This window comes from Bradyrhizobium sp. SPXBL-04 (genome assembly GCF_051853035.1).
GTDB classification, from domain to species: Bacteria; Pseudomonadota; Alphaproteobacteria; order Rhizobiales; family Xanthobacteraceae; genus Bradyrhizobium; species Bradyrhizobium zhanjiangense.
In genome coordinates, this window is the sequence record NZ_CP182472.1 from 5,777,242 (window position 1) to 5,801,948 (window position 24,707).

Sequence of the window (24,707 nt, forward strand, 5' to 3'; positions counted from 1 at the left end):
AGTGCTCAACGTACGTCGCCAGCGAGCTGCTCACGGAAGAACTTCACTACAGCCGCGTTGAACTCGCGATGAAATGTTGCGCGGTCAAATCCCGTGGGCACGTCGGTGCAGATGCGTGGGACTGCCGCTGCAAGCTGAGGCGAGCAAGGGGCAAGGAACGCATAGTGGCCAGCCGCAACAACGTGGATGTTGGGCTTGCCGGGCAGACTGTCCGCGACGCGCGCGGTACCCGCGCCGTCGCCGACTCCCGGACCGCCGAACTGCGACCGCCAGAACTGGAAAGGGATCTTGATTGCGGCGAGATTCTCCCGCGTCAGAACTGTCGGCGGAGGGTCGACGATCACTGCGGCGCGGATGCGTGCGTCCGGCCGTGCGTCAGGCGGCGTCTCTCCGTTGTGAAGCTGTGCGCATGCTCCGGTCGTTTCTTTGCAGAGGCTGGCGACCCTCGCAAAATCCGGTTTGGTCCCCATCAGCACGAGACCGGTTGAGGCGCCGAGCGAGAAGCCGAAAAAGCCGACCTTCGGATCGATCACCGCCCTATCTTTCCAGTCCTTCAGCAAGAAATCGAGCAGGCGCACCATGTCCGCCGGACGTGATCCCCATAGCGACAGCGTATCGCGCCGCGAGGAGTCGCTGTATGTGTCGCCGGGATGATTGATGGCAGCGACGACAAAGCCGGCATCGGCCAGCGCCTCCACTGTGTCGTGGTGTTGGCCGAACCACCCGCCCCGGCCGTGCGAGAAGATGATGACCGGGAGCTTTACACCCGCGACTGGGCAGTCCTTCACGCCCTTCAGATCGAAATCAGCGCCGACTGAAAGCCTGCCGAGCGCCACATGCGTCGGCTCTGCCGCGCACGGATACCAGATCGCGCCCGACAGCGCCGGATCGGTCTCGAGGAGCTGAATGCCTGCGGCCTGTGCGGGCGAGCCAAGACAACAGAGCGTGACGACGAAAGCCCAAAGCGTGCTGCGCAACGGAAGCCCCCTGATTTCGCGCAGGAGTTGAACGAGGAACGATAGCGGAATTGTGGCTCAGCTTGTCACGCGGGCACACCTTCGCCGCTATTGGCGTTGAGGCAAACTGTCCGCAAAAAGGGAGGGCTCTCGCATATGGTGCGAACGATGCTTCGGCGTCGGGACTCGGCTCCCTCTCCCGCTTGCGGGGGACGGCCGGGTGGGGATATCTCTGCAGCGGGATTGTCGAGAAATGCGGAGGCTGTCCCTGGGTGGCAAGAGCCCTCACCCGCCGCGCTCTGCGAGCGCGTCGGCCTCTCCCGCAAGCGGGAGAGGCGAAGCACCTCCGTCGCGGCGGCGATCAAGCCTCATCCCATCATGCTTAGCAATCCGGCCGAACAAGACTCGACCAAAAAAATCCGAGCTCCCCTGTCGGATCGGCAGCTTCCCCGTCGTCCTCATGACATGAATGGGCCATAGACGCCAAACTCGGGCCCATCAATCACTGAGGATAACAACCATGCCCAGCACGATCCGCTTGCACCGCGTCCTGGCCACCAGCCCGGAGAAAGTCTATCGCGCCTTCCTGGAGGCCGATGCGATGGCGAAATGGCTTCCGCCGAACGGCTTCACCTGCACCGTGCATCATTTCGAGCCCAAGGTCGGGGGCACGTTCAAGATGTCGTTCCGGAATTTCACCACAGGCAACGGCCATTCGTTCGGCGGTGAATATGTCGAGCTCGTGCCCGGCCAACGCATCCGCTACACCGACAAGTTCGACGATCCCAACTTGCCGGGCCTGATCGAGGTGACCGTGATCTTGAAGAAGGTCTCGGTCGGCACCGAACTCGACATCACGCAGGCCGGCATCCCCGACGTCATCCCGCCGGAGGCCTGTTATCTCGGCTGGCAGGAATCGCTGCGCAATTTGGCACGGCTCGTCGAGCCGGAGATCAATCAATAGCGACGACATGAGTATTGTAGGGTGGGCAAAGCGCAGCGTGCCCACCAATGCTCTCTCAACCCGGAAAAATGGTGGGCACGGCGCTCCGCGCCTTTGCCCACCCTACGGCACTGTTCGACCAAATGCGCAGAATTCCCCGCATCGTCATTGCGAGCGCAGCGAAGCAATCCAGAGTCCCTCCGCAGAACGATTCTGGATTGCTTCGCTGCGCTCGCAATGACGGAGAATGGGGAACTCTCCGAGAGAACAACCCACATCGAGTCTGCAGATATCTACACAGCCCCATTGAACTGCGGCTGCCAGCGAAGCAGATTCGACCATTGCGAACGATCGTTAGGCGCCCTCCTTCGCGAGCCCGCCGCCTGCCGTCCATCGGTCTGGGTCAGGACTATGTCCGATCAGCGCCAGCCCGTACGCGATCGACTCGAACTGGTCGCCCGACATCAGCCGTTCGTTGCCGAACCGCTCGGCGAACAGCTTTCGGACGGCGGGCACGAAGGACGTGCCGCCGGTCAGGAACACCTTCTCCACCTCGCGCGCGGTGATGCGGGCCTCGCCCAGCACCTTGTCGACGGTGGCTCCCAACCGGCCGATGTCGTCGGCGATCCAGGATTCGAAATTCTTCCGTGTGATGGTCGCGCCGATGTCGACCCCGCCGCCTTTGAAGCGGAAGTCCACCTCGTCCTGCGCCGACAGTGCCACCTTGGCGTCGGACACCGCGCGGTACAGCGCAAAGCCGAGGTCGAGATCGACGATGGTGATGAAGTCCTCGAGCAGAGCCGGCTTCAGCGCGGTGCGTGCAAGCTCGCGGAGCTCGCGCAAATCCCCGTTGCTCTTCATCATCGCGAGCTGATGCCAGCGCGCGAGGTTGGTGTAGTGGCCGCTGGGGACCGGCAACACCTTGTCGAACGAGCGGAAGCTGGAGCCCTTGCCGAGGCGCGGCGAGACGACATGGTCGACGATACGGTAATCGAACGTGTCGCCGGCGATGCCGATGCCGGCGTGTCCCAGCGGCTCGGCGCGAAGGCTGCCGCCCGCGCGCGAGAAACGCATCACGGAGAAATCGCTGGTGCCGCCGCCGAAATCCGCGACGAGCACGGTGGCATCGCGCTCCAGCCGGCGGGCGAAGGAGAACGCCGCGCCCACGGGCTCGTAGACATAGCGGGCGTGGTCGGCGCCGAGGCGCTCGAACGCGGCCCGATAGCGCTGCATTGCCAGCGCCTCGTCGGGATTGCCGCCAGCAAAGCGCACCGGGCGGCCGACCGTGATGTTTGCGGCCTCGAAGCCGAACCGGTCCCCACCACGGCGCGCCAGCGTCCGCAGGAACGCCGCCAAGATATCCTCGAACTTGTAGCGCTGCCGGAACACTTGGGTGGTGTTGAAGCTGCTGCTCGCCGCAAACGTCTTGAACGACTGGAGGAAGCGGTAGACGTGGCGTCCTTCGAGAAATTGCTCGATCGCCCACGGCCCGCCCTCGGCCTGGGCGCCGGCTCCCGGGCGGTCCTCCCAGAAGCACAGCGCCGACACGAAGACGCTGTGGCGCTGACCGCCGTGATCGAAGCGGATGGCCTCGACCCGGCGGTCGTCCGCCGCGAGCGCGACGACCGTATTGCTGGTCCCAAAATCGATGCCGATCGAGACGGCGGGCGAGGCGCTCGACATGAACCACTCTGACAGTTGATTGGATAAGGGGGCGGACCACTAGCCGCTTTGCATGGCTGTGCCAAGGGCCTGCCCGCTGCAGTGCGGCCGGAACCTGGCGTCGATTGCTGCGGAGATTTCCCCTTCCAGCCGGACGTTTCAGCCCGCTTTTCTCACCTTTCGGCGATGAAAAGACCCAACTTCCCGCCGCGCCAGCAACTTTATGTCTGAAATGCCCCCCGTTAACCCGGCATTATGCTGCGATGCGAGAGGCTGCGTGCTGCTATGCAAACAAGAGCATGGACACTGGCATCTGGTATACATAGATTGCCCCCGAAATGAGACAGCAAGACTGACTGTTCTCAAGAAAGGGGATTTCCGATGTCCAAGACCGCTTCCGTTGCTCTCGCCCCCTCCTCCTCGCTGTTCGCCCGCCTGATGGCCGCGATCGACAGCCTCCTGATGGCGAGCGCCGAGATTTCGAATCACAACGGCGACCTGCCGCGTTTCGGCCTGTAAACGAGGCCTTGCCCGCCCCGCCGAACGGCGGGCTGGCAAACCCGCAAACGCTGCGTTTGATCAAATGGCCCTGCATGTCGGGGCCATTTTCTTTTGCGGCCTCGCCCCCGCTCGCGACCGCATCTGCGACGATTGGTCCGCCGACGTGACCCGCCCATCCAATTGTTTGCCCGCTGGCATCTCGCATACCATTCGGGAACCAAGAACGGTTTCACAATCAAAGGTGTAAGACGGGGAAACATAACGCGGAACGGGAACGGCCGAGGGGAGACGCGTGCCGCGAACTTGGCGGAGCCTTAGCCGAAAGGAGCGGATGCCGCGCGTTGTCCCTGCTCATAGAGTTTCTATCGGGACTGCCATGGGAGATCGACCGCAAGGGTGACCCCAGGGCATGTGAATCAAGATGGGCTGACGCAAGCCGACAAAGAGCGGCTGCGTTCGAGGTTCGACAGGGAGAGAAACATGAAGCCATTCGTTCTGAATGTCGCTTTGGCGGCAATCGCGATGTCGTGCGCCAACAGCACCACAAGCCGTGCTGCCTGGGAGCCGGTCCGTCCGGTCGAATTCATCGTGCCCGCGGGCACCGGCGGCGGCGCCGATCAGATGGCGCGCACCATCCAGGGCATCGTCACCAAGCACAATCTGATGAAGCAGCCGCTGGTCGTCATCAACAAGGCCGGCGGCGCAGGGGGCGAAGGCTTCCTGGATGTGAAGACGTCGTCGGGCAATCCTCACAAGATCATCATCACGCTGTCGAACCTGTTTACGACACCGCTGGCAACGGGGATTCCGTTCAACTGGAAGGATTTGAGCCCGGTGGCGATGCTGGCGCTCGATGAATTCGTGCTCTGGGTGAATGCAGAGAAGCCGTACAACACCGTCAAGGACTACGTCGACGCCGTGAAGAAAGCGCCGCCCGGCTCATTCAAGATGGGCGGCACCGGCTCCAAGCAGGAAGACCAGATCATCACGGTCGGCATCGAGAAGGCGATCGACTCGAAGTTCACCTACATCCCGTACAAGGGCGGCGGCGAAGTTGCCGTTCAACTCGTCGGCAATCACGTCGATTCGACCGTCAACAATCCGATCGAAGCGGTCGCGCAATGGCGCGGCGGCAAGCTCCGTCCGCTCTGCGTCTTCGACGCCCAGCCGATGGCCTATGACGAGCCGATCGCCGAGGGCAAGGCCTGGAAGGATATTCCGACCTGCAAGTCGCAGGGCCTGGCGATGGAATATCTGATGTTGCGCGGCATCTTCATGTCGCCCAAGGCCACGAAGGATCAGATCGAATACTACGTCGAGCTGTTCAAGAAGGTCCGCGCCACGCCGGAATGGCAGGATTTCATGAAGAACGGCGCCTTCAACACCACATTCCTGACCGGAGCCGAATACGCGAAGTGGGTCGAGGCCGAGGAGAAGCGCCACCAAGGCTTGATGAAGGAAGCCGGCTTCCTCGCATCGGGAAACTGACCCGCGACATCGACGACGGCTAAGGACGCTGGTCGTCCTCCCGTCTGCCGCGACCGCGAAAGACTGCGTCCGCCTGGAGGTCCCATGACTGAACAATCCGCATCCGGCCCCGCACACAAGACGCTGGAAATCGGCATGGCGCTATTGATCGGCGCCTTCGGCCTGGTCGTGATCTTCGGCAGCCTGAAGGCCGGCATCAACTGGGGCGCGGAAGGCCCGCGTGCCGGCTTCTTCCCCTTCTATGTCGGCGCCATCATCGTCGGCGCAAGCGTCATCAACCTCTGGAGCGCGCGACGCGACGGCGACGGCCGGCTGTTCGCAACATGGGGACAGCTTCGCCAAGTCATGAGCGTCGTCGTGCCCACCGCGATCTATGTCGGCTCGATGCCGTTCATCGGCCTCTACGTCGCCTCGATGGTCTTCATCGGCTGGTTCATGCGCTGGCTCGGCGGCTATCGCTGGCTGACGACCATCGCAGTGGCGATCGGCATGCCGGTTCTGACCTATCTTGTTTTCGAGCGCTGGTTCCTGGTCCCGCTGCCCAAGGGTCCATTCGAGGAATGGCTCGGCCTGTAAGAGCCGCGCCGCCATCCGTTATTGCTGCAGGACATATCGATATGGAAGAGTTGGCCAATTTGTTTCACGGCTTCGCGGTCGCCCTGCAGCCCTACAACATCATGCTGATGATCATCGGCATCACGCTCGGTGTCATCATCGGCGTGCTTCCGGGACTCGGCGGCGCCAACGGCGTGGCGATCCTCCTTCCCCTGACCTTCAGCATGCCGCCGACATCGGCGATCATCATGCTGTCCTGCATCTATTGGGGTGCATTGTTCGGCGGCGCCATCACCTCGATCCTGTTCAACATACCCGGCGAGCCCTGGTCCGTGGCGACCACCTTCGACGGCTATCCGATGGCGCAGCAGGGCAAGCCCGGCGAAGCCCTGACCGCCGCCTTCACCTCCTCCTTCGTGGGCGCGCTGTTTGCCGTCATCATGATCACGCTGGTCGCGCCCCTCGTCGCGGGCTTTGCGCTGCGATTTGGTCCGGCGGAGAAGTTCGCGGTGTACTTCCTCGCCTTCTGCAGCTTCGTTGGCCTCAGCAAGGAGCCGCCGTTCAAGACCATCGCGGCGATGATGATGGGCTTTGCGCTCGCGGCGGTCGGCCTCGACTCGATCACGGGACAGTTGCGGCTGACCTTCGGTGTCACCGAGTTGCTCAACGGATTCGACTTCCTGATCGCCGTGATCGGCCTGTTCGGCATCGGCGAGATCCTGCTGACCATGGAGGAAGGGCTGGCTTTCCGCGGCGGCAATGCCACCATCAACCTTCGGGTCGTGCTTCAGACCTGGCGGGAATTACCCTCCTATTGGATGACCTCGCTGCGCTCCTGCCTGATCGGGTGCTGGATGGGCGTCACGCCCGCTGGTGCTACGCCCGCATCCTTCATGAGCTACGGCATCGCCAAGCGCCTGGCGCGACGCGGCAACAATTTCGGCAGGGGCGAGATCGAAGGCGTGATCGCGCCGGAGACGGCCGCACATGCCGCCGGCACCTCGGCGCTGCTGCCGATGCTGTCGCTCGGAGTGCCGGGCTCCCCGACTGCCGCCGTCCTGCTTGGCGGCTTGTTGATCTGGGGCCTGCAGCCCGGCCCCATGCTGTTCGTCGAGCAGAAGGAGTTCGTCTGGGGCCTGATCGCGTCGATGTATCTCGGCAATCTCGCCGGCCTCGTCGTCGTGCTCACCTGCGTGCCGATCTTCGCCGCGATCCTCCGCGTGCCCTTCGGCATCATCGCGCCGCTCATCCTGGTGCTCTGCGCGATCGGCGCCTATTCCGTGCACAACAGCACCTTCGACGTGATGCTGATGCTTGTGTTCGGCGTGCTCGGCTATCTCCTGAAGAAGTGCAACTACCCGCTCGCGCCGCTGGTGCTCGCCATCGTGCTCGGCGACAAGGCGGAGGAAGCCTTCCGACAGTCGCTGCTGGGATCGCAGGGCTCGCTCGGCGTGTTCTTCTCCAACGGCCTCGTCAGCACCATCATGGCGCTCGGTCTGGTCGCCCTGTTCTGGTCCGCGATCCAGCAAGGCTACAGCCGCCTGCGCACGTCGATGGCGCGAGGCGCGCCGCCGGCGCAATCCGCGCCGAAAAGCGAAGGCCGAATCTCTCCGCACTAGGCTTCTGGAATAAAGAATTCCAGGAAATAGGCGGTCCCCGAACGCCCGCGCCTCGGGCCGTGCGGGCAGCGCACGCCCCCATTGGCAGCCTAAAAGTCCGAGCTGAGCGGGTTTGCGGGCAGTTCTTTGCGGCTTTGCGCAAATACGAAAATCTCTCACGGAATCAATCTGTTGAATTGACCCGGTCGCCGCCGTCGCGGTTACACCGCAGCGTTTTGGGCTTTACAATTCCTCCGCCATCGCGCATGTGAACGACTCCCGCGATATTTCGCCGCACCTCCAGTCCTTAGCTTGAATCTTGGCATAATGAATACCAGGATGCGGGCAGCGCATGCATAAAAAATGATTGGCGCGTTCGGGAGGGTTTTTATGACGGACATGGTGCAGTCAACAGCGGCCCCAAGTGCCGCGCGCGTCAGCGATGCTTATCGCTGGGCGCAATTGGCCATCGGCGTAGGCGCGATGGTGATGATCGCCAACTATCAATACGGCTGGACGTTCTTCGTCCCCGACATCCAGAAGAAGTTCGGCTGGGATCGCGCCTCGATTCAATGGGCCTTCACCCTGTTCGTTTTGTTCGAGACCTGGCTCGTGCCGGTCGAAGGTTGGTTCGTCGACAAATACGGCCCGCGTATCGTGGTGCTGGTCGGCGGCGTGCTCTGTGCCATCGGCTGGGCGATCAACGCGCAGGCGACAACGCTCAACGGCTACTATCTCGGCATGATCATCGCGGGCATCGGCGCCGGCGGCGTCTACGGCACCTGCGTCGGCAACGCGCTGAAGTGGTTTCCGGACAAGCGCGGTCTTGCCGCGGGCATCACGGCCGCAGGCTTCGGTGCAGGCTCCGCGCTGACAGTCGCGCCGATCCAGGCCATGATCAAGGACAGTGGCTTCCAGACCACATTCCTGTATTTCGGCCTCGGGCAAGGCATCATCATCTGCCTGCTCGCCTTCTTCCTGCTGGCGCCGAAATCGGGCCAGGTGCCGAACGTCGTGGTCAATGCCGCGCTGCTCCAGTCCCGGCGCAACTACCAGCCGACCGAGGTGCTGCGTCAGCCGATCTTCTGGCTGATGTACTTCATGTTCGTGATCGTCGGCGCCGGCGGCCTCATGGTGACGGCGAACCTGAAGCCGATCGCGGCCGACTGGAAGGTCGACAACGTGCCGGTCACACTGATGGCGGTGACGATGACGGCGGTGACCTTCGCGGCGACGATCGACCGCGTGCTCAACGGCCTGACGCGTCCGTTCTTCGGCTGGATCTCCGACATGATCGGCCGCGAGAACACGATGTTCATCGCCTTCGGCATGGAAGGGATCGGCATCTGGTTTCTTTACCTCTGGGGCCACGATCCGATCTGGTTCGTGCTGCTCTCGGGCTTCGTGTTCTTCGCCTGGGGTGAGATCTACTCGCTGTTCCCCTCGACCTGCACCGACACGTTCGGCGCCAAGTTCGCGACCACCAATGCCGGCCTGCTCTACACCGCGAAGGGCACCGCCGCGCTGCTGGTGCCGATCGCCAACTACATGCAGCAGTCGTCGGGCACCTGGGACAGCGTGTTCATCATCGCGGCAGGCGCCAACATCCTGGCCTCGCTGCTGGCGATCGTGCTGCTCAAGCCCTGGCGCAAGGTCGTGGTCGCGAAATCGACCGTCTGACCCGCTCCACAACAGTTCACTGAGCATGACGCCCGGCCTCACGGCCGGGCGTTTTCGTTTGATGCGAAGACTCTGTGGATCCCTGGAGAGCGGCTGGAACCCGCGCATTTTGTTGAACGGGGAGCCAAGATAAGGCTTGCAATCTGGAATATGGTATACCAAGCTCCGCGCCGCGCTTGCGACGATAAGCCACAACATTTGCGACACTGGGTCATCTTGCAATCCCACGTCGCGGTCAATCAGCGCGTTGGGAGGTTCTTGATGATTTCCAGCTTGGACGGCGCCGTCACGGCCGCGCCTCTTCGCACCGGTTTCCGCTGGCTCCAGCTCGTGATGGGCATCGTCTGCATGGCGATGATCGCCAATCTACAATACGGCTGGACGCTCTTCGTCGATCCGATCGATGCGGCCCATCATTGGGGGCGCGCCGCGATCCAGCTCGCTTTCACCATTTTCGTCGTCACCGAGACCTGGCTGGTGCCGGTCGAAGCCTGGTTCGTCGACAAATACGGCCCACGCATCGTGGTCATGTTCGGCGGCGCGATGATCGCGCTCTCGTGGATTCTCAACTCCTACGCCGATAGCCTCACCCTGCTCTACGCCGCCGCGATCATTGGCGGCATGGGCGCGGGCGCGGTGTACGGCACCTGCGTCGGCAACGCGCTGAAATGGTTTCCCGACCGCCGCGGCCTCGCAGCGGGCGCGACCGCCGCCGGCTTCGGCGCCGGCGCCGCGCTCACCATCGTGCCGATCGCGAGCATGATCGTTTCGAGCGGCTATCAGCACGCGTTCCTCACCTTCGGCATCGGCCAGGGCCTGATCGTGTTCGTGCTCGCCTTCTTCATCCAGCCGCCGCGGATCTCGATCCCGCCGAAGAAGAAGCAGCTCAATTTGCCGCAGACCAAGATCGACTTCACCCCGCCGCAGGTGCTGCGGACCCCTATTTTCTGGGTGATGTATCTCGTTTTCGTCATGGTCGCTTCCGGTGGCCTGATGACCGCGGCGCAGATCGCACCGATCGCGCACGACTTCAAGATCGCCGACACGCCGGTCACCCTCGCCGGCTTCCAGATGGCGGCACTGACCTTCGCGATCTCGCTGGATCGCATCTTCGACGGCTTCGGACGTCCCTTCTTCGGCTGGGTCTCCGACACGATCGGCCGCGAGCCCACGATGTTCATCGCCTTCGGCACGGCGGCTTTGATGCTGCTGGCGCTGTCGGCCTATGGTCACGTACCCGTCGTCTTCGTGCTCGCCACCGCGATCTATTTCGGCGTGTTCGGCGAGATCTACTCGCTATTCCCCGCGACCTGCGGCGACACCTTCGGCTCGAAGTTCGCGACCACCAACAACGGCATGCTCTACACCGCCAAGGGTACGGCATCCCTGCTCGTCCCGCTCGCGAGCGTGATCTCGACCGCCTATGGCTGGAAGGCCGTGTTCGTGGTCGCAGTAGCGCTGAACGCGACGGCGGCGCTGATGGCGCTGTTCGTGATCAAGCCGCTCCGCCGCTCCTTCATCCTCGGCAAGGAAGCCGAGAGCGCTGACACCGCAACCGGCAATGCCAAGACCGAGACGGCGTAAAGCCACCAACAAGCCTTGCAGGGCTTGAGAAGGGGCGCAGCGATGCGCCCCTTTCTTTTTGGCCCGCGGTAAACGTCAGCATTGCTGCCGCAAGATTTTTCGGATCAGACAAATCCAGCGCTTGACGGTTGGCATTATGTATACCACACTTGCCCTGTCATTCACCGAGGGAGGTTGCAATGCTGGTCGGAGACATTCTGCGCAAGAAGACGCCGCGCGTTGTCACGGTGCGAATGAACGAAACGGTGGGTATCGCCGCCAAGCTGATGCGCGCCAACAACATCAGCGCGCTGGTGGTGAAGGACGTGGTCCGCTCCGAAGGCAACACCGCGGTCGGCATGTTCACCGAGCGTGACGTGGTGCGCGCCGTCGCCGAGCACGGTGCGGCTGCCGTCAACGTCAAGGTCTCGCAGCTGGTCTCGGTACAGCAGCTCGTCTCCTGCACCTCGAGCGATACGATCGAGCACGTTCGTCATCTGATGAACCGTCATCACATCCGCCATTTGCCCGTGATCGACGATTACAGCCTCGTCTCGGTCATCAGCATGCGCGACATCGCCGCTGCCGTTGACGAGGCCACCAACTCGACGCCGCAAGCAGCCTAAAGCGGCAAGCCTTCCCCTGCGACTACCGGCCCCGGCTCGGATGCTTCCGAGCCGGACCGGATCTTTCGTCCCAAATTCCGGCTTCTGCTCCTTCGCGAGGACTTCATGAAGATCTGCATCTACGGCGCCGGCGCGATCGGCGGTTATCTCGGGGTTCAGCTCGCGCGCGCGGGCGCCGATGTCAGCCTGGTGGCACGCGGCGCGCACCTTGCCGCGATGCGCGAGCGCGGCCTCACGCTGCTCGCGGGCGAGGATAAGCACACCGTGCATCCGCGCTGCACCGACGATCCCGCCGAGCTCGGCGTGCAGGATTACATCATCATCACGCTGAAGGCACATTCGATCACCGGCGTGATCGAGAAGATGCAGCCGCTCTTGGGCCCGCACACCCGCATCGTCACCGCGGTCAACGGCATCCCCTATTGGTACTTCTACAAGCACGGCGGCCAATACGAGAATTCGACGCTGGAGAGCATCGATCCCGGCGGCCGGCAGTGGCGCGAAATCGGCGCCGAGCGCGCCATCGGCTGCATCGTCTATCCCGCCACCGAGATCGAGGCGCCCGGCGTGATCCGCCACGTCTACGGCAACAATTTCCCGCTCGGCGAGCCCTCGGGCGAGATCACGCCGGACGTGCAGCGCCTCGCCGATCTCTTCGTCGCAGCCGGGTTGAAAGCTCCGGTGCTCGACCGCATCCGCGACGAGATCTGGCTGAAGCTTTGGGGCAATGTCTGCTTCAATCCGATCAGCGCGCTGACCCATGCAACGCTCGACGTGATCTGCACCGATCCGGCGACGCGCGCGCTGTCGCGCGCGATCATGGTGGAGACGCAAGCCATCGCCGAAACGTTTGGGGTCAAATTCCGCGTCGATGTCGAGCGCCGCATCGAGGGCGCCCGCAAGGTCGGCGCGCACAAGACCTCGATGCTGCAGGATCTCGAGCGCGGCCGCCCGATGGAGATCGACCCGCTCGTCACCGTGGTGCAGGAGATGGGCCGCCTCACCGGCATCGCCACGCCCGCGCTCGACTCAGTGCTCGCGATGGTGACCCAGCGCGCCCGCATCGCCGGCCTCTATGACGGCGTCTCGACACCATCAGATCCTCGCGCACTGGCGGTGGCGTGATGGCGGGCGAGATGAAACAGTGGCTGCGCTTCCGCCACGCCGGTGCGACCGGCTTCGGCACGCTGACGTCGTCAGGCATCAGCGTGCACGAGGGCGAGATGTTCGGCCGCCATGCAGCCACTGGCAAGGTTCTGGCGCTGTCGGACGTCGAGCTGCTCGCGCCTTGCGTACCCAGCAAGATCGTCGCGCTCTGGAATAATTTCCACGCGCTCGCCGCCAAGCTGAACCAGCCCGAGCCGCCGGAGCCGCTCTATCTGCTGAAAGCCACCACCAGCATCACGACGCCCGGCGCCGTGATCCGCCGCCCCTCTTATTACGACGGCAAGACCACCTATGAGGGCGAGCTCGGCATCGTCATCGGCAGGACCTGCGCCCGCGTCTCCCCTGGCGAAGCGGACAGCTTCATCTTCGGCTACACCTGCGTCAACGACATCACCGCCAACGACATCCTGACCAGCGACCCCACCTTCCCGCAATGGGCCCGCGCCAAGGGCATCGACGATTACGGCCCGTTCGGCCCCGTTATCGCCACCGGCCTCGATCCGGCCAAGCTCGTGGTCCGCACCATCCTCAATGGCGCGGAGCGGCAGAACTATCCGATCTCGGACATGATCTTCAGCGCGCAGGAGCTGGTCAGCAAGATCTCGCATGACATGACCCTGCTCCCCGGCGACCTCATCGCCGTCGGCACCTCGGTCGGCGTCGGCGTGATGAAAGAGCCGGTGAACACCGTGACCGTCGCGATCGACGGCATCGGCGAGCTGACCAACGAGTTTCGGCTGTAGAGGCAGGCACCGTCCCGTAGCCCGGATGAGCGAAGCGACATCCGGGATCACGCTCTCCCCTCGCTTCGCTCTACCCATCCTTACGGGCTACGGACAGCCATCACTCAGCTCCGAAACATCCATACACATCACATCTCCGCGCGCCCGACATATGCCGCCAACATGTCCCGCGCTCGCCGCAACTTGGACGTATTCGGCCGCCCTTCTGTGAGGCGTGTCTGGGGGCACGGCATCGCCGTGTTTGGACCAAACCTGCTAGGGGTATAACTGTGAAGAAGATTGTAATTGCTCTGGGTGCCACGCTTGCTCTGGTGACGGCTGCGAACGCTGCGGATCTGCCGCGCCGCCAGCCCGTGCCGGTCTATCCGGCTGAGCAGGCTCCGATCGGCAAGATGCCGATTGGCAAGAGCCCGGTTGGAAAGGCCCCGATCGGCAAGGCGCCCGGCCCGGTCGCAGCGCGTTACTGACGCGCAATACGATACGCATCTCGCGTAGAGCGGCTGAGAGTCGAGGGGCAACAGCGTGACGTACAAACCTGATCGATCCGGATCCTGCATCCTCGCGGGCTTCGCGCTCGCGGCCATGATCGCATGCACGATGCCCTCGGCCTCGGCCCATGAAGCGAACAAGCGCGTTGCCGATGCGAACGCGCTTGCTACGACCGACACCGCATCACGACCGGCGCCGCAAGCGACGCGGCGTCCCGTCGCACGTGCGGAGAAAGGTCCGTACTACGTCGATTTCCGGGCGCGAACCGCCGCGAGCTGGGGCCACGCCTTCGTCTGGTACGGCAAGACCAGCGAGCGTGCGGTCGAGGTGGCGGGCCTCACGCCCGCCGGCGACACGCTTGCTTACGTGCTCGGCCACCTCACCTTTGTGCCCTCCGAGACCGGCGCGAGCTACGGCGATCTCGATCCGGAATATCTGACCGCGAGCTATCGCGTGTACCTGAACGAGGCGGACGCCAAGCGCGTATTCGCGTATATCAAGAAATTGCAGGCGAACTCGCCGGTGTGGAACGCCGAGACCACCAACTGCACCGGCTTCATCGGCGACATCGCCGAATTCATGGGACTGCAGGTCCCCAACCGCTGGCAGCGCCCGGAAAACTTCGTCAACCGCCTCAAGGAAATGAACGGCGGCCGCCAGATGGTGCGGCTGTCGGCGGAGTAGCTCTCCAGTCTCGTAGCACTGTCATTGCGAGCGCAGCGAAGCAATCCAGAATCCCTCCGCAAAGGCGGCCTGGATTGCTTCGCTGCGCTCGCAATGACGATGTTGAAGCAGCGAGCACTCATCTATTGACCGTCACCCTGAGGTGCGCGCTGTGCGGCGCATCGCGGCGCTGAGCAAGCCTCGAAGGGCGACAGCCCGGCTCTCGCAGCGTGGCCGCTCATCCTTCGAGGCTCCCCATGGGACGCGTTGCATCCCATGCCTCGCACTCCGGACGACGGATCCAAAACCCCAATTATCCGCCCGGCGGAATCCCCTCACCTGTCGCATGATCGCCCCGCCTGCACCGCACGGCGCGACAATAGACATTTCCCGGCCCGGGCGGCATCCTGACGCCAACACGCGATAACAGATCGCCACACCGGCGGGGGAAACAGATCATGTTGCAGACACGGTTCACCAAACTCGTCGGCGTCGAGCATCCGATCGTCCAGGGCGGCATGCAATGGGTCGGGCGGGCCGAGCTGGTCGCCGCGGTCGCGAACGCAGGGGCGCTCGGCTTCATCACCGCGCTGACCCAGCCGACGCCGGAGGACCTGACCAAGGAGATCGCGCGCTGCCGCGACCTCACCGACAAGCCGTTCGGCGTCAATCTCACCATCCTGCCGGCGATCAAGCCGCCGCCTTATGCCGAATACCGCGCCGCCATCATTGAGAGCGGGATCAAGGTGGTCGAGACCGCCGGCAACAAGCCGCAGGAGCATGTCGACGAGTTCAAAAGGCACGGCGTCAAGGTCGTGCACAAATGCACCAGCGTCCGCCACGCGCTCTCGGCCGAACGCATGGGCGTCGACGCCATCTCGATCGACGGCTTCGAATGCGCCGGCCACCCCGGTGAGGACGACACCCCCGGCCTGATCCTGATCCCGGCCGCCGCCAACAAGGTCAAGATCCCCATGATCGCCTCCGGCGGCTTTGCCGATGCCCGCGGCCTCGTCGCCGCGCTGGCGCTCGGTGCCGACGGCATCAACATGGGCACGCGCTTCATGGCCACCAAGGAAAGCCCGATCCACCAGCTCATCAAGGAGAAGATCGTCGCCAATGACGAGCGCGAGACCGAGCTGATCTTCCGCACCATGCGCAACACCTCGCGCGTCGCGAAAAACGAGATCTCGACCAAGGTCGTCGCGATGGAGAAGGAAGGCGCCAAGTTCGAGGACATCCGCGAGCTCGTTGCCGGTGCCCGCGGCAAGATGGTCTACGCGACGGGGAATTCGGACGAAGGGATCTGGTCGGCCGGCCAGGTGCAGGGCCTGATCCAGGACATCCCAAGCTGCGCCGAGCTGGTCTCCCGCATCGTTCGCGAGGCAGAGGCGATCATCCGCGGCCGGCTGGAGGGAATGATTGCAGGCGCAGCGGCGCAGGCTGCGGAGTGATCGCCGATGTGATTTGAAAGCGGCGCCCGCCACCGCGAAGGTATGCTCCCCTCTCCCCGCAAGCGGGGAGAGGCGAAGAGCACCGCCTCCGGTTAAACCAGTTCGTCAAATGCCAGAAAGCAACTTATGAAGGCTTACGTCTACGGCCCTGATGGCGCTACGATTTCCGACGTCGCTCAACCAAAACCTAAAGGCACGCAGGTGCTGGTCCGCGTCCGCGCCTGCGCCCTTAATCGCGCCGACACCGGCATGCGCAAGGGTCACGCCCACGGCGCGGCCGGCGGCGTCGGCACTGTGCTCGGCATGGAATGGGCCGGCGAAGTCGCCGAGCTCGGGCCGGATGCGAAGGGCGTGAGGGTCGGTGACCGCATCATGGGATCGGGCGGCGCCGCGTTTGCCGAATATACGCTGGCCGATCACGGCCGCCTGTTCCACGCGCCCTCGAACATGAATTTCGAGGAGGCGGCCACCCTGCCCGTCGCGCTCGCGACCATGCACAACGCCGTCGTCACCGTCGGCGGCGTGCAGGCGGGCCAGACCGTGCTGATCCAGGGCGCGAGCTCCGGCGTCGGCTTGATGGCGATGCAGATCGCCAGGCTCAAGGGCGCAAAGCTCGTGATCGGCTCGTCGACCGACGCCACCCGCCGCGGCCGGCTGAAGGAGTACGGCGCCGATCTCGCCGTCGATAGCTCCGATCCGAAATGGGTCGACGACGTCCTGAAGGCAACGAACGGCGAAGGCGTCGATCTCATCGTCGACCAGGTCTCGGGCAAGGTCGCCAACCAGAACCTCGCTGCAGCGAAGGTCAAGGGCCGCATCGTCAATGTCGGCCGGCTCGGCGGCACCCATGCCGACTTCAATTTCGACCTGCACGCCGCCCGCCGCATCGACTATGTCGGCGTCACCTTCCGCACCCGCACCATCGAGGAGGTCCGCGAGATTTTTGAGGAGGTTCGGAAGGATATCTGGAGTGCGGTGGAAGCGCGAAAACTGCAACTGCCGATCGACAAGGTGTTCGCGTTCGACGACATCGACAAGGCGTTCGAGCACATGGAGGCGAACAAGCATTTGGGGAAGATCGTCGTGACGGTGTGAGGCATCGGCGGTCTCGTAGGGTGGGCAAAGCGAAGCGTGCCCACCACAAGCGTTTGATTAGGAGACACTTGTCGGTGGGCACGGCGCTTTGCGCCTTTGCCCACCCTACGAGACTGAGCTTGTGGCATGAGCGAGCATTCAATTCGGAAGCATTCGCAACGACTTCGCTCCTGCAAGTCACTTGCGACTACAGCTGTGGATCGTGGCTTGATGTTCACCCGCGGACTGCTAAATCCCCGCCATGACCTCCCAGCCCAACAAGACCACGGTCGCCGCGATCTCGATCTTCGCCAGCGGCGGTATGGCGGCGGCCAAGTTCGTGGTCGGGATCGCGATCGGCTCGCTGGCGCTAATCTCCGAAGCCCTGCATTCCTCGATCGACCTGGTCGCGACCATCATCACCTGGGCGGTGGTGCGGGTGTCCGACAAGCCGGCGGACGAGGAGCACCATTATGGCCATGGCAAGCTGGAGAGCATCTCGGCGCTCGGCGTTACCGCCCTGCTCTACGTGCTCGCCGGCGGCATCCTGGTCGAGGCCTATAGCCGGCTGCGCGAGGGAACCCCGCCGCCGACAATTTCGGCCGTGCCCTTCGTCGTGCTGGTGATCGACATCGCCGTCAATCTCTGGCGCGCCCGCGCGCTGCACCGCGCCGCGCAGGAGACCAGGAGCCAGGCGCTGGCCGCCGACGCGCTGCATTTCGCCTCCGACGTCATGGGCTCGTCTGCCGTGATCGTGGGGCTGGTCCTCGCCGGGCTCGGCTTCTGGTGGGGCGACGCGGCCGCGGCCGCCGCCGTCGCCGTGCTGATCGCGGCTCTCGGCCTGCGCATGGCGGGCTCGACCGTGCAGACGCTGGTCGACCGCGCGCCGGAGGGCGCCCAGGAGAAGGCCACGGCCGCGATCCGCAGCGTGCCCGGCGTGATCGATGTCGAGCGGCTGCGCCTGCGCATGGTCGGGGCGACCATGTTCATCGACACCATCGCAAAGGTGCCGCGGACCTATCCGATCGACCGCGTCGAGGACATCAAGCACAACGCGCAGGCCGCCGTCACAAGAGCGTTCGGCGACGCCGACCTCACCTTCACCGCCGTCCCCGTCGCACGCAACAACGAGACCGTGCGCGACCGTATCATGGTGATCGCGCGCAATTCCGGCCTCGCCGTCCACCACGTCACGGTGCACGACCTCGGCACCAAGCTGATCGTCGGCATCGACCTCGAGGTCGACGGCGAGATGCAGCTCGAGGCCGCCCATGAGGTCGCCAACACGCTGGAACGCAACATCCAGGAGGAATTCGGCGAGGACGTCGAGGTCGACGTCCATATCGAGCCGCTGGAACCGGAGTTGCCGTTCGGCGTCGACGCCCCGCCGGAACGGGTGCAGACAATTGCCGCCGCGCTGGCCGAGTTTGCCGGCGAGGGCGAGATCCACGACATCCACAATGTGCGCGTCCGCAACACCGACGCCGGCGAGATCGTCAACTTCCACTGCCGCGCCGCGCCATCGATGAGCGTGATCAGGGTGCACGAGCATGTCGACGCGATCGAGCGCGCATTGCGGCGCGCGTTCCCGAGCGTGAAGCGCGTCATCAGCCACGCCGAGCCGCCGCGTGGGTGACTTAGTGCGCGAGGAGTCACACGTTCTCGTTTCGGACTCCTCGCGCACGTGAGTTTGCGGACTCTCGATGCGCAAACTGCGCGTTGGATAAGAATAATTTCGCGTTAACGATTCGTTGACTCTCGACAGCCCGCGAAAACTGGATTCAAATCGGTGTGATTCGAAAGCGACGTGGGGCTGCTTTCGAGCCTAGTTGCAAGCAGGTTTTCAGGGGGCCGAAGGCATGTCGCGTGCAGACGCCGCGAGCGCGTGCGTCCAATCCGATTCGATCAAGGGATTGGCGCAATCGATCGCGAAACCTGCCTATCACCGGCTACTGATCGCGGAGCCAGCGCTGCGCCGCGCCGTGCCGACGCTCATCATCGCCTTCCTGATCACGATCTGCCTCGGCGCGTTCGTGCAGGTCGTCGACCAGACGCGCCAGAAGCGACTGGTGACCCGTCACGACATCTCGGCGCTCGCCGATTTGCTGGCCGAACGCATCGACCGCCTCACCTCCGTGCGGCAGGAGCGGCTCAGGAACATCGAGAGCCTGCCGACGCTGCTGCCTGACCTCATTCCGTCCTGGGGCACGGCCTCGGGCCGCCACGTCATCGTCACCTCGGCCGGCATCGACCGCCGTATCCTCGCCCGCATCCCGGTCGAGAGCGATCCCTCCGGCAACGACCGCCTGCTCGATGCGATCACGACGGCGCAACTTATCGCGGCGCCGCCGCGCGACGGCAACATCGCCGACATGACGCTGCCGAACGGCAACGCCGCGATGGCGACCTCGCGGCAGATCAAGTCGCTGCCCGGCTTCGTCACCGTGATTCAGGAACGCAACGAGCCGATCTGGGGCTCGGACGCCGCGCTCTCGGTGACGCTGTCGGCGACCACCGGCTTCGTGGTCCTGATCCTCGGCTTCGCCTTCCACTGGCAGTCGACCCGCGCCCGCGAAGGTGACCTCATCAACGACGCCGTGCGCGGCCGCATCGACACCGCGCTCAACCGCGGCCGCTGCGGCCTGTGGGACTGGGATCTGTCGCGCGGCCGGATCTTCTGGTCGCAGTCGATGTTCTCGATGCTCGGCCTCGACGGCCGCAACGAGCTACTCACCTTCGGCGAGGTCAACGCGCTGGTGAAGTCCGACGACATCGATCTGTTCGAGATCGCCGATCGGCTCATCTCCGAGAAGATCGACCACATCGACCAGACCTTCCGCATGCAGCATGTCGACGGCCACTGGATCTGGCTCCGCGTCCGCTGCGAGAAGACGCGCGGGGCGACCGATTCCAGCGTCCACCTGATCGGGATCGCCGTCGACATCACCGAGCAGAAGAGCCTCGCCGAGAAGACGGTGGAAGCCGATCTTCGCCTGCGCGACGCGATCGAGACCATTCCGGAAGCCTTCGTGCTGTGGGACGCGAGCGACCGCCTGGTGCTCTGCAATTCGCACTTCCAGCGCTTGCACAAGCTTCCCGACACCGCCGTGATCCCCGGCACCTCCTACGAGACCGTGCTCGAGGTCGGTCGCATGCCGGAGGTGCGCACCCGCCACAACGAGACCGCTGCCCAAGGCCCTGGCGCGCGTACCTTCGAGGCGCAGCTCGACGACGGCAGCTGGCTGCACATCAGCGAGCGCCGCACCAAGGACGGCGGCTATGTCTCGGTCGGCACCGACATTACCCGCATCAAGGAGCACGAGCAGAAGCTGGTCGACAACGATCTGCGCCTGCGCGCCACCGTCATCGACCTCAAGCGCTCGCAGGCCGCGCTCGAACGCCAGGCGGTCGAGCTCGCCGATCTCGCCGAAAAGTACCAGCGCGAGAAGACCCGCGCCGAGGAAGCCAACCAGACCAAGTCGAAATTCCTCGCCAATATGAGCCACGAGCTGCGCACGCCGCTCAACGCCATCATCGGCTTCTCCGAGATCATGGGCTCGGGCATGTTCGGTGAGCTCGGTTCGGAGAAGTACCAGGAATACTGCGAGGACATCCTGACCAGCGGCCACTATCTGCTCGAGGTGATCAACGACATCCTCGACATGTCCAAGATCGAGGCCGGCCGCATGAAGCTCGACATGGAAGAGCTGGACCTGTCGCGGACGCTGGCGGAATCCCTGCGGGTCGTCACCGGCCGAGCGCAGGACAAGCACCTGACGCTCGACGCCGACATCGCCAAATCAATCTCCGTCGTCGCCGATCGCCGCGCCACCAAGCAGATCATCGTCAACCTGCTGTCCAACGCGGTGAAGTTCACGCCCGACGGCGGACGCGTCGTGGTGCGCAGCCGGCAGCTCGACGACCGGATCGTGTTGATGATCGCCGACACCGGCATCGGGATCGCGCCGCATTCGCTGGCGCGGCTCGGCCGCCCGTTCGAGCAGGTCGAGAGCCAGCTCACCAAGACCTATCACGGCTCGGGACTGGGCCTCGCCATCGCCCGCTCGCTGGCGCAGCTCCACGGCGGCTCGATGCGGCTGCGCTCCAAGATCGATGTCGGCACAGTGGTGCGCGTGACGCTGCCGCGCGACGCGATCAAGGCCTCCGGGATATCGGCCGCGGCTTAGAGCTTCATGTAGATCCGGCTGGCTTTAGGTTGAATCGATTGCCGCGGCTCGTTCACCTCTCCCGCTTGCGGGAGAGGTCGGCGCGAAGCGCCGGGTGAGGGCTGTCTCCTCTAGGGGATTGTCCCATTGCGGAAACACCCTCTCCCGCAAGCGGGAGAGGGAGTGCACCTCCGTTATGGCAATCAAACGTGATCTCATTGCGCTCGATAAATCTACAATTGCAGCGTCGGCGCGACCTCGCGCGCGACGTTCACCAGCGCCGCGATCAGCGGCGTCATCGGATCGCGCTGCGGGATCACCATGCCGATGCTGTAATTGACGTCGGGATCGACGATCGGGATCGAGCGCACCGTGTCGGACAGGCCGAGCGTCTCGGCGAGCTTGGCCGGCATCACGCTCGCCCAACGTCCCGTCTTGACGTGCGTGAACAGCACCAGCAGCGAGTTCGAGGTCAGCGTCGGTGTCGCCTCGGCACCGACCGAGCGCAGCGCACGGTCGATGATGCGGCGGTTCTGCATGTCGGGCGTGAGCAGGCACAGCGGCACCTGCCCGACCTCGGTCCAGGTCACCGTCTCGCGGTCACCGAACATCGCATCGGGCGCGGTCAACAGGCGATAGCTCTCGTTGTAGAGCGGAATGGTCCGCACCTTGCCGATCGGCTCGTTCTCGATATAGGTCAGCCCCGCATCGACCTCGAGATTTTCGAGCAGTCCCAGCACCTCGGATGACGTGGTGGACTGGATGCGGAAGCGCACCTCGGGATGCTTGGCGCGGAACGGCGTCGTCAGCGCGGCGACCATGCCGAGCACGGTCGGGATAGCCGCGATGCGAATCTCGCCGGAGAGCTGATGTTTCAGCCCGTTGATCTCGTCGCGCATGGCGCGGGCATCGCCCACGATCCGCCTTGCCCAGTCCAACGCCCGCTCGCCTTCCGGCGTAAAGCCCTGGAAGCGCGACCCGCGCTGGACCAGCATCACGCCGAGGATCTCCTCGAGCTGCTTGAGCCCGGTCGACATCGTCGGTTGCGTCACGCCGCAGACCTCCGCCGCGCGTCCGAAATGCCGCTCCTTCGCCAGCGCCAGCAATAGTTCAAGCTTGTCGATCAACCGGTCGTCCCCTCGAGTTCTGTCGTGGCATGCAAGCTAGCACGCTCGCCCCCTCCCAACACGCAAAAACACCGGGCAGAACACCCATAATTGCATTTTCAGATCGACCGATCGTACTTGCCAATCGATCGGAGTTCGCAATCGCAGCACGGGACAGCTTTATTGATCTTCGAATGATTCCAAATAGTTTGGGCGGAAGAAACGCTCAGGTTGAGAACGAAGAATGACAGCGGTTTATGATTGGGACGAGACGCGCGGCGCCGAGATCATCGCCGAACATGCTCAGCAGGAAGGCGCGACGCTCGTCATCCTGCATGCTCTTCAAGAGGCGTTCGGCTACGTACCGGAGGCCGCCATTCCCATGGTGGCGCAGGCGCTGAATCTGTCACGCGCCGAAGTGCACGGCGTGTTCACGTTCTACCATGATTTCCGGCACAAGCCGGCCGGTCGCCATGTGCTGAAGCTCTGCCGCGCTGAAGCCTGCCAGGCCGCCGGCGGCGATGCGCTGGCGGCGCGCGCCGAGGCGAAGCTCGGCGTGGCGCTCGGCAACACCACGGCCGACGATCGCGTCACGTTGGAGCCGATCTACTGTCTCGGCCTGTGCGCCACCGCCCCGTCCGCGATGCTCGATGGCCGCCTCATTGGCCGGCTCGATCAGAAGCGCCTTGATGCGCTGGTTGCGGAGGCGCAGCGATGAGCATGCGTCTCTACGTCTCACGTGATGCCGGTGCGGTAGCCGTCGGCGCCAACGAGGTCGCGCTGGCGCTGGAGCAGGCTGGGGCCAAGCGCGGCATTGCGATCGAGATTATCAGGACCGGCTCGCGCGGCCTGTACTGGCTGGAGCCGCTGGTCGAGGTCGCGACGCCACAGGGCCGCATCGCCTTCGGCCCGGTCAGCGAGACCGACGTGCCCTCCCTGCTCGACGCGCTCGCCAGCAACACGCCGCATCTGCTGCGGCTGGGGGCCACCGACGATATCCCCTGGCTGAAGCGCCAGACCCGCCTCACCTTCGCCCGCTGCGGCGTGATCGATCCGCGCTCGCTCGACGACTACCGCGCCCATGGCGGCTACAAGGGCCTGGAGCACGCCCTGTCGCTCGGCACGGATGCGATCCTCAACGAGGTCACCGCGTCCGGCCTGCGCGGCCGCGGCGGCGCCGGCTTTCCGACCGGCATCAAATGGAAGACGGTCGCGCAAGCGAAAGCCGACCGCAAATTCATCGTCTGCAACGCCGACGAAGGCGACAGCGGCACCTTTGCCGACCGCATGATCATGGAAGGCGATCCATTCCTGGTGATCGAGGGCATGACGATCGCCGGCATCACCGTCGGCGCGACCAAGGGCTATATCTACGTCCGCAGCGAATATCCGCACGCGGTCGAGGCGATGAATGCCGCCATCGCAGCGGCGAAGCGTGGCGGCTATCTCGGCGCGAACATCGGAGGCTCGAAGCAAGCCTTCGATCTCGAGGTGCGCGTCGGTGCCGGCGCCTATGTCTGCGGCGAGGAGACCTCGCTGCTGGAAAGCCTCGAAGGCCGCCGCGGCATCGTGCGCGCCAAGCCGCCGCTGCCGGCGCACCACGGCCTGTTCGGCAAGCCGACCGTCATCAACAACGTGCTGTCGTTCGCGGCCATCCCCTTCATCCTCGCCGAAGGCGCCAAGGCCTATGCGGATTTCGGCATGGGCCGCTCCCGCGGCACGATGCCGATCCAGCTCGCCGGCAACATCCGCCATGGCGGACTGTTCGAGACCGCGTTCGGCGTGACGCTCGGCGAGCTCGTCGACGACATCGGCGGCGGCACGTTCACGGGCCGTCCGGTCCGTGCCGTGCAGGTCGGCGGCCCGCTCGGCGCGTATTTTCCCCGCGCGCTGTTCGACACGCCGTTCGACTACGAGGCCTTCGCCGCGCGCGACGGCCTGATCGGCCATGGCGGCATCGTCGTGTTCGACGACAGCGTCGACATGCGCAGGCAGGCGCGCTTCGCGATGGAGTTCTGCGCCGTCGAATCCTGCGGCAAGTGCACGCCGTGCCGGATCGGCTCGACCCGCGGCGTCGAGACCATCGAGAAGATCATCAACGGCGAGCGCGTGAGCGAGAACCTCGCGCTCGTCGAAGACCTCTGCAACACCATGAAATTCGGCTCGCTCTGCGCACTCGGCGGCTTCACGCCCTATCCCGTGCTCAGCGCATTGAAGCACTTCCGGGAGGATTTCGTCCCGGCGCCGACCACGCTTCAGGCCGCGGAATAGGA

General features: G+C 64.3%; 21 protein-coding genes. 18 read left to right on the plus strand and 3 right to left on the minus strand.

Translation table 11 applies throughout. The annotated features are described in order from the left end of the window. Nucleotides 1-5 precede the first annotated feature (5 nt). On the minus strand, nt 6-977 hold the full coding sequence (locus ACNJX8_RS27520; protein ID WP_249760693.1) for an alpha/beta hydrolase family protein: 972 nt from the start codon (nt 975-977) through the stop codon (nt 6-8). Nucleotides 978-1,476: 499 nt separating this feature from the next. On the opposite strand from ACNJX8_RS27520, the gene ACNJX8_RS27525 reads away from it, so the two are divergent. Then, the gene (locus ACNJX8_RS27525; RefSeq protein WP_128946295.1) at nt 1,477-1,920 is read left to right on the plus strand and encodes an SRPBCC family protein; all 444 of its coding nucleotides are present in this window, start codon (nt 1,477-1,479) and stop codon (nt 1,918-1,920) included. Nucleotides 1,921-2,253: 333 nt separating this feature from the next. Here the strand turns inward: ACNJX8_RS27525 and ACNJX8_RS27530 are convergent, their stop codons facing one another. Then, nucleotides 2,254-3,582, minus strand: a complete 1,329-nt coding sequence (locus ACNJX8_RS27530; RefSeq protein ID WP_439357404.1) for an Hsp70 family protein — start codon at nt 3,580-3,582, stop codon at nt 2,254-2,256. Nucleotides 3,583-3,942: 360 nt separating this feature from the next. Between ACNJX8_RS27530 and ACNJX8_RS27535 the strand changes: the two genes are divergently transcribed. The 15 genes from ACNJX8_RS27535 (at nt 3,943) to ACNJX8_RS27605 (ending at nt 21,349) form a co-directional block, all read left to right on the plus strand. Then, entirely contained in the window at nt 3,943-4,080 is a 138-nt protein-coding gene (locus tag ACNJX8_RS27535; protein WP_164934547.1) for a hypothetical protein, read from the plus strand. Between the two features lie 462 nt (nt 4,081-4,542). Then, nucleotides 4,543-5,550 (plus strand): Bug family tripartite tricarboxylate transporter substrate binding protein, encoded by a 1,008-nt coding sequence (locus ACNJX8_RS27540; protein WP_128934904.1) that lies wholly within the window; start codon nt 4,543-4,545, stop codon nt 5,548-5,550. A gap of 84 nt (nt 5,551-5,634) precedes the next feature. Continuing rightward, nucleotides 5,635-6,126 carry a tripartite tricarboxylate transporter TctB family protein gene (locus tag ACNJX8_RS27545; protein ID WP_439357405.1) on the plus strand — a complete coding sequence of 164 codons (492 nt, stop codon included), beginning with the start codon at nt 5,635-5,637 and terminating at the stop codon, nt 6,124-6,126. Nucleotides 6,127-6,167: 41 nt separating this feature from the next. Further along, nucleotides 6,168-7,724, plus strand: a complete 1,557-nt coding sequence (locus tag ACNJX8_RS27550) for a tripartite tricarboxylate transporter permease (RefSeq protein WP_128934906.1) — start codon at nt 6,168-6,170, stop codon at nt 7,722-7,724. 369 nt (nt 7,725-8,093) lie between these two features. Continuing rightward, entirely contained in the window at nt 8,094-9,383 is a 1,290-nt protein-coding gene (gene oxlT, locus ACNJX8_RS27555) for an oxalate/formate MFS antiporter (RefSeq protein ID WP_128934908.1), read from the plus strand. 261 nt (nt 9,384-9,644) lie between these two features. Next, nucleotides 9,645-10,967, plus strand: coding sequence for an oxalate/formate MFS antiporter (gene oxlT / locus ACNJX8_RS27560; RefSeq protein WP_091892234.1), 1,323 nt, complete (start codon nt 9,645-9,647; stop codon nt 10,965-10,967). A 179-nt stretch (nt 10,968-11,146) separates the two neighbouring features. Beyond that, nucleotides 11,147-11,572, plus strand: coding sequence for a CBS domain-containing protein (locus ACNJX8_RS27565; RefSeq protein WP_091892232.1), 426 nt, complete (start codon nt 11,147-11,149; stop codon nt 11,570-11,572). A 105-nt stretch (nt 11,573-11,677) separates the two neighbouring features. Next, nucleotides 11,678-12,697: a 2-dehydropantoate 2-reductase gene (locus ACNJX8_RS27570; protein WP_439357406.1), complete on the plus strand. Its 1,020-nt coding sequence runs from the start codon at nt 11,678-11,680 to the stop codon at nt 12,695-12,697. 11 nt (nt 12,698-12,708) lie between these two features. Then, nucleotides 12,709-13,482 carry a fumarylacetoacetate hydrolase family protein gene (locus tag ACNJX8_RS27575; RefSeq protein WP_439357407.1) on the plus strand — a complete coding sequence of 258 codons (774 nt, stop codon included), beginning with the start codon at nt 12,709-12,711 and terminating at the stop codon, nt 13,480-13,482. 269 nt (nt 13,483-13,751) lie between these two features. Then, complete coding sequence (locus tag ACNJX8_RS27580) at nt 13,752-13,949, plus strand: hypothetical protein (protein WP_018315845.1); 198 nt, start codon at nt 13,752-13,754, stop codon at nt 13,947-13,949. A 55-nt stretch (nt 13,950-14,004) separates the two neighbouring features. Then, nucleotides 14,005-14,655 carry a hypothetical protein gene (locus ACNJX8_RS27585; protein WP_128939090.1) on the plus strand — a complete coding sequence of 217 codons (651 nt, stop codon included), beginning with the start codon at nt 14,005-14,007 and terminating at the stop codon, nt 14,653-14,655. Nucleotides 14,656-15,092: 437 nt separating this feature from the next. Continuing rightward, nucleotides 15,093-16,088 carry an NAD(P)H-dependent flavin oxidoreductase gene (locus ACNJX8_RS27590; RefSeq protein ID WP_128939089.1) on the plus strand — a complete coding sequence of 332 codons (996 nt, stop codon included), beginning with the start codon at nt 15,093-15,095 and terminating at the stop codon, nt 16,086-16,088. Between the two features lie 126 nt (nt 16,089-16,214). Next, complete coding sequence (locus ACNJX8_RS27595; protein ID WP_439357408.1) at nt 16,215-17,183, plus strand: zinc-binding dehydrogenase; 969 nt, start codon at nt 16,215-16,217, stop codon at nt 17,181-17,183. Between the two features lie 241 nt (nt 17,184-17,424). Then, nucleotides 17,425-18,798, plus strand: coding sequence for a cation-efflux pump (locus ACNJX8_RS27600; protein ID WP_439357409.1), 1,374 nt, complete (start codon nt 17,425-17,427; stop codon nt 18,796-18,798). Between the two features lie 223 nt (nt 18,799-19,021). Then, a complete protein-coding gene (locus ACNJX8_RS27605) occupies nt 19,022-21,349 on the plus strand; it encodes a PAS domain-containing sensor histidine kinase (protein WP_439357410.1) in 2,328 nt (775 codons plus the stop codon). 212 nt (nt 21,350-21,561) lie between these two features. On the opposite strand, the gene ACNJX8_RS27610 is transcribed toward ACNJX8_RS27605, so the two are convergent. Further along, nucleotides 21,562-22,455 carry a LysR family transcriptional regulator gene (locus ACNJX8_RS27610; RefSeq protein ID WP_128934918.1) on the minus strand — a complete coding sequence of 298 codons (894 nt, stop codon included), beginning with the start codon at nt 22,453-22,455 and terminating at the stop codon, nt 21,562-21,564. A gap of 223 nt (nt 22,456-22,678) precedes the next feature. Here ACNJX8_RS27610 and ACNJX8_RS27615 point away from each other — a divergent pair, with 223 nt between their 5' ends. Together ACNJX8_RS27615 and ACNJX8_RS27620 are read left to right on the plus strand one after the other, a co-directional pair. Beyond that, nucleotides 22,679-23,152 (plus strand): formate dehydrogenase subunit gamma, encoded by a 474-nt coding sequence (locus ACNJX8_RS27615; protein ID WP_128934919.1) that lies wholly within the window; start codon nt 22,679-22,681, stop codon nt 23,150-23,152. Further along, nucleotides 23,149-24,705, plus strand: coding sequence for a formate dehydrogenase beta subunit (locus ACNJX8_RS27620; RefSeq protein WP_439357411.1), 1,557 nt, complete (start codon nt 23,149-23,151; stop codon nt 24,703-24,705). The genes ACNJX8_RS27615 and ACNJX8_RS27620 overlap by 4 nt, the downstream gene beginning before the upstream one ends. Nucleotides 24,706-24,707 lie beyond the last annotated feature (2 nt).

Bases quoted from the DNA above. Each gene is read 5' to 3' on its own strand.
- oxlT (WP_091892234.1), top strand. From the start codon at position 9,645: ATGATTTCCAGCTTGGACGGCGCCGTCACGGCCGCGCCTCTTCGCACC.
- oxlT (WP_128934908.1), top strand. From the start codon at position 8,094: ATGACGGACATGGTGCAGTCAACAGCGGCCCCAAGTGCCGCGCGCGTC.
- ACNJX8_RS27530 (WP_439357404.1), bottom strand. From the start codon at position 3,582: ATGTCGAGCGCCTCGCCCGCCGTCTCGATCGGCATCGATTTTGGGACC.
- ACNJX8_RS27620 (WP_439357411.1), top strand. From the start codon at position 23,149: ATGAGCATGCGTCTCTACGTCTCACGTGATGCCGGTGCGGTAGCCGTC.
- ACNJX8_RS27570 (WP_439357406.1), top strand. From the start codon at position 11,678: ATGAAGATCTGCATCTACGGCGCCGGCGCGATCGGCGGTTATCTCGGG.
- ACNJX8_RS27550 (WP_128934906.1), top strand. From the start codon at position 6,168: ATGGAAGAGTTGGCCAATTTGTTTCACGGCTTCGCGGTCGCCCTGCAG.
- ACNJX8_RS27565 (WP_091892232.1), top strand. From the start codon at position 11,147: ATGCTGGTCGGAGACATTCTGCGCAAGAAGACGCCGCGCGTTGTCACG.
- ACNJX8_RS27540 (WP_128934904.1), top strand. From the start codon at position 4,543: ATGAAGCCATTCGTTCTGAATGTCGCTTTGGCGGCAATCGCGATGTCG.
- ACNJX8_RS27590 (WP_128939089.1), top strand. From the start codon at position 15,093: ATGTTGCAGACACGGTTCACCAAACTCGTCGGCGTCGAGCATCCGATC.
- ACNJX8_RS27605 (WP_439357410.1), top strand. From the start codon at position 19,022: ATGTCGCGTGCAGACGCCGCGAGCGCGTGCGTCCAATCCGATTCGATC.
- ACNJX8_RS27615 (WP_128934919.1), top strand. From the start codon at position 22,679: ATGACAGCGGTTTATGATTGGGACGAGACGCGCGGCGCCGAGATCATC.
- ACNJX8_RS27595 (WP_439357408.1), top strand. From the start codon at position 16,215: ATGAAGGCTTACGTCTACGGCCCTGATGGCGCTACGATTTCCGACGTC.
- ACNJX8_RS27575 (WP_439357407.1), top strand. From the start codon at position 12,709: ATGAAACAGTGGCTGCGCTTCCGCCACGCCGGTGCGACCGGCTTCGGC.
- ACNJX8_RS27600 (WP_439357409.1), top strand. From the start codon at position 17,425: ATGACCTCCCAGCCCAACAAGACCACGGTCGCCGCGATCTCGATCTTC.
- ACNJX8_RS27545 (WP_439357405.1), top strand. From the start codon at position 5,635: ATGACTGAACAATCCGCATCCGGCCCCGCACACAAGACGCTGGAAATC.
- ACNJX8_RS27535 (WP_164934547.1), top strand. From the start codon at position 3,943: ATGTCCAAGACCGCTTCCGTTGCTCTCGCCCCCTCCTCCTCGCTGTTC.
- ACNJX8_RS27525 (WP_128946295.1), top strand. From the start codon at position 1,477: ATGCCCAGCACGATCCGCTTGCACCGCGTCCTGGCCACCAGCCCGGAG.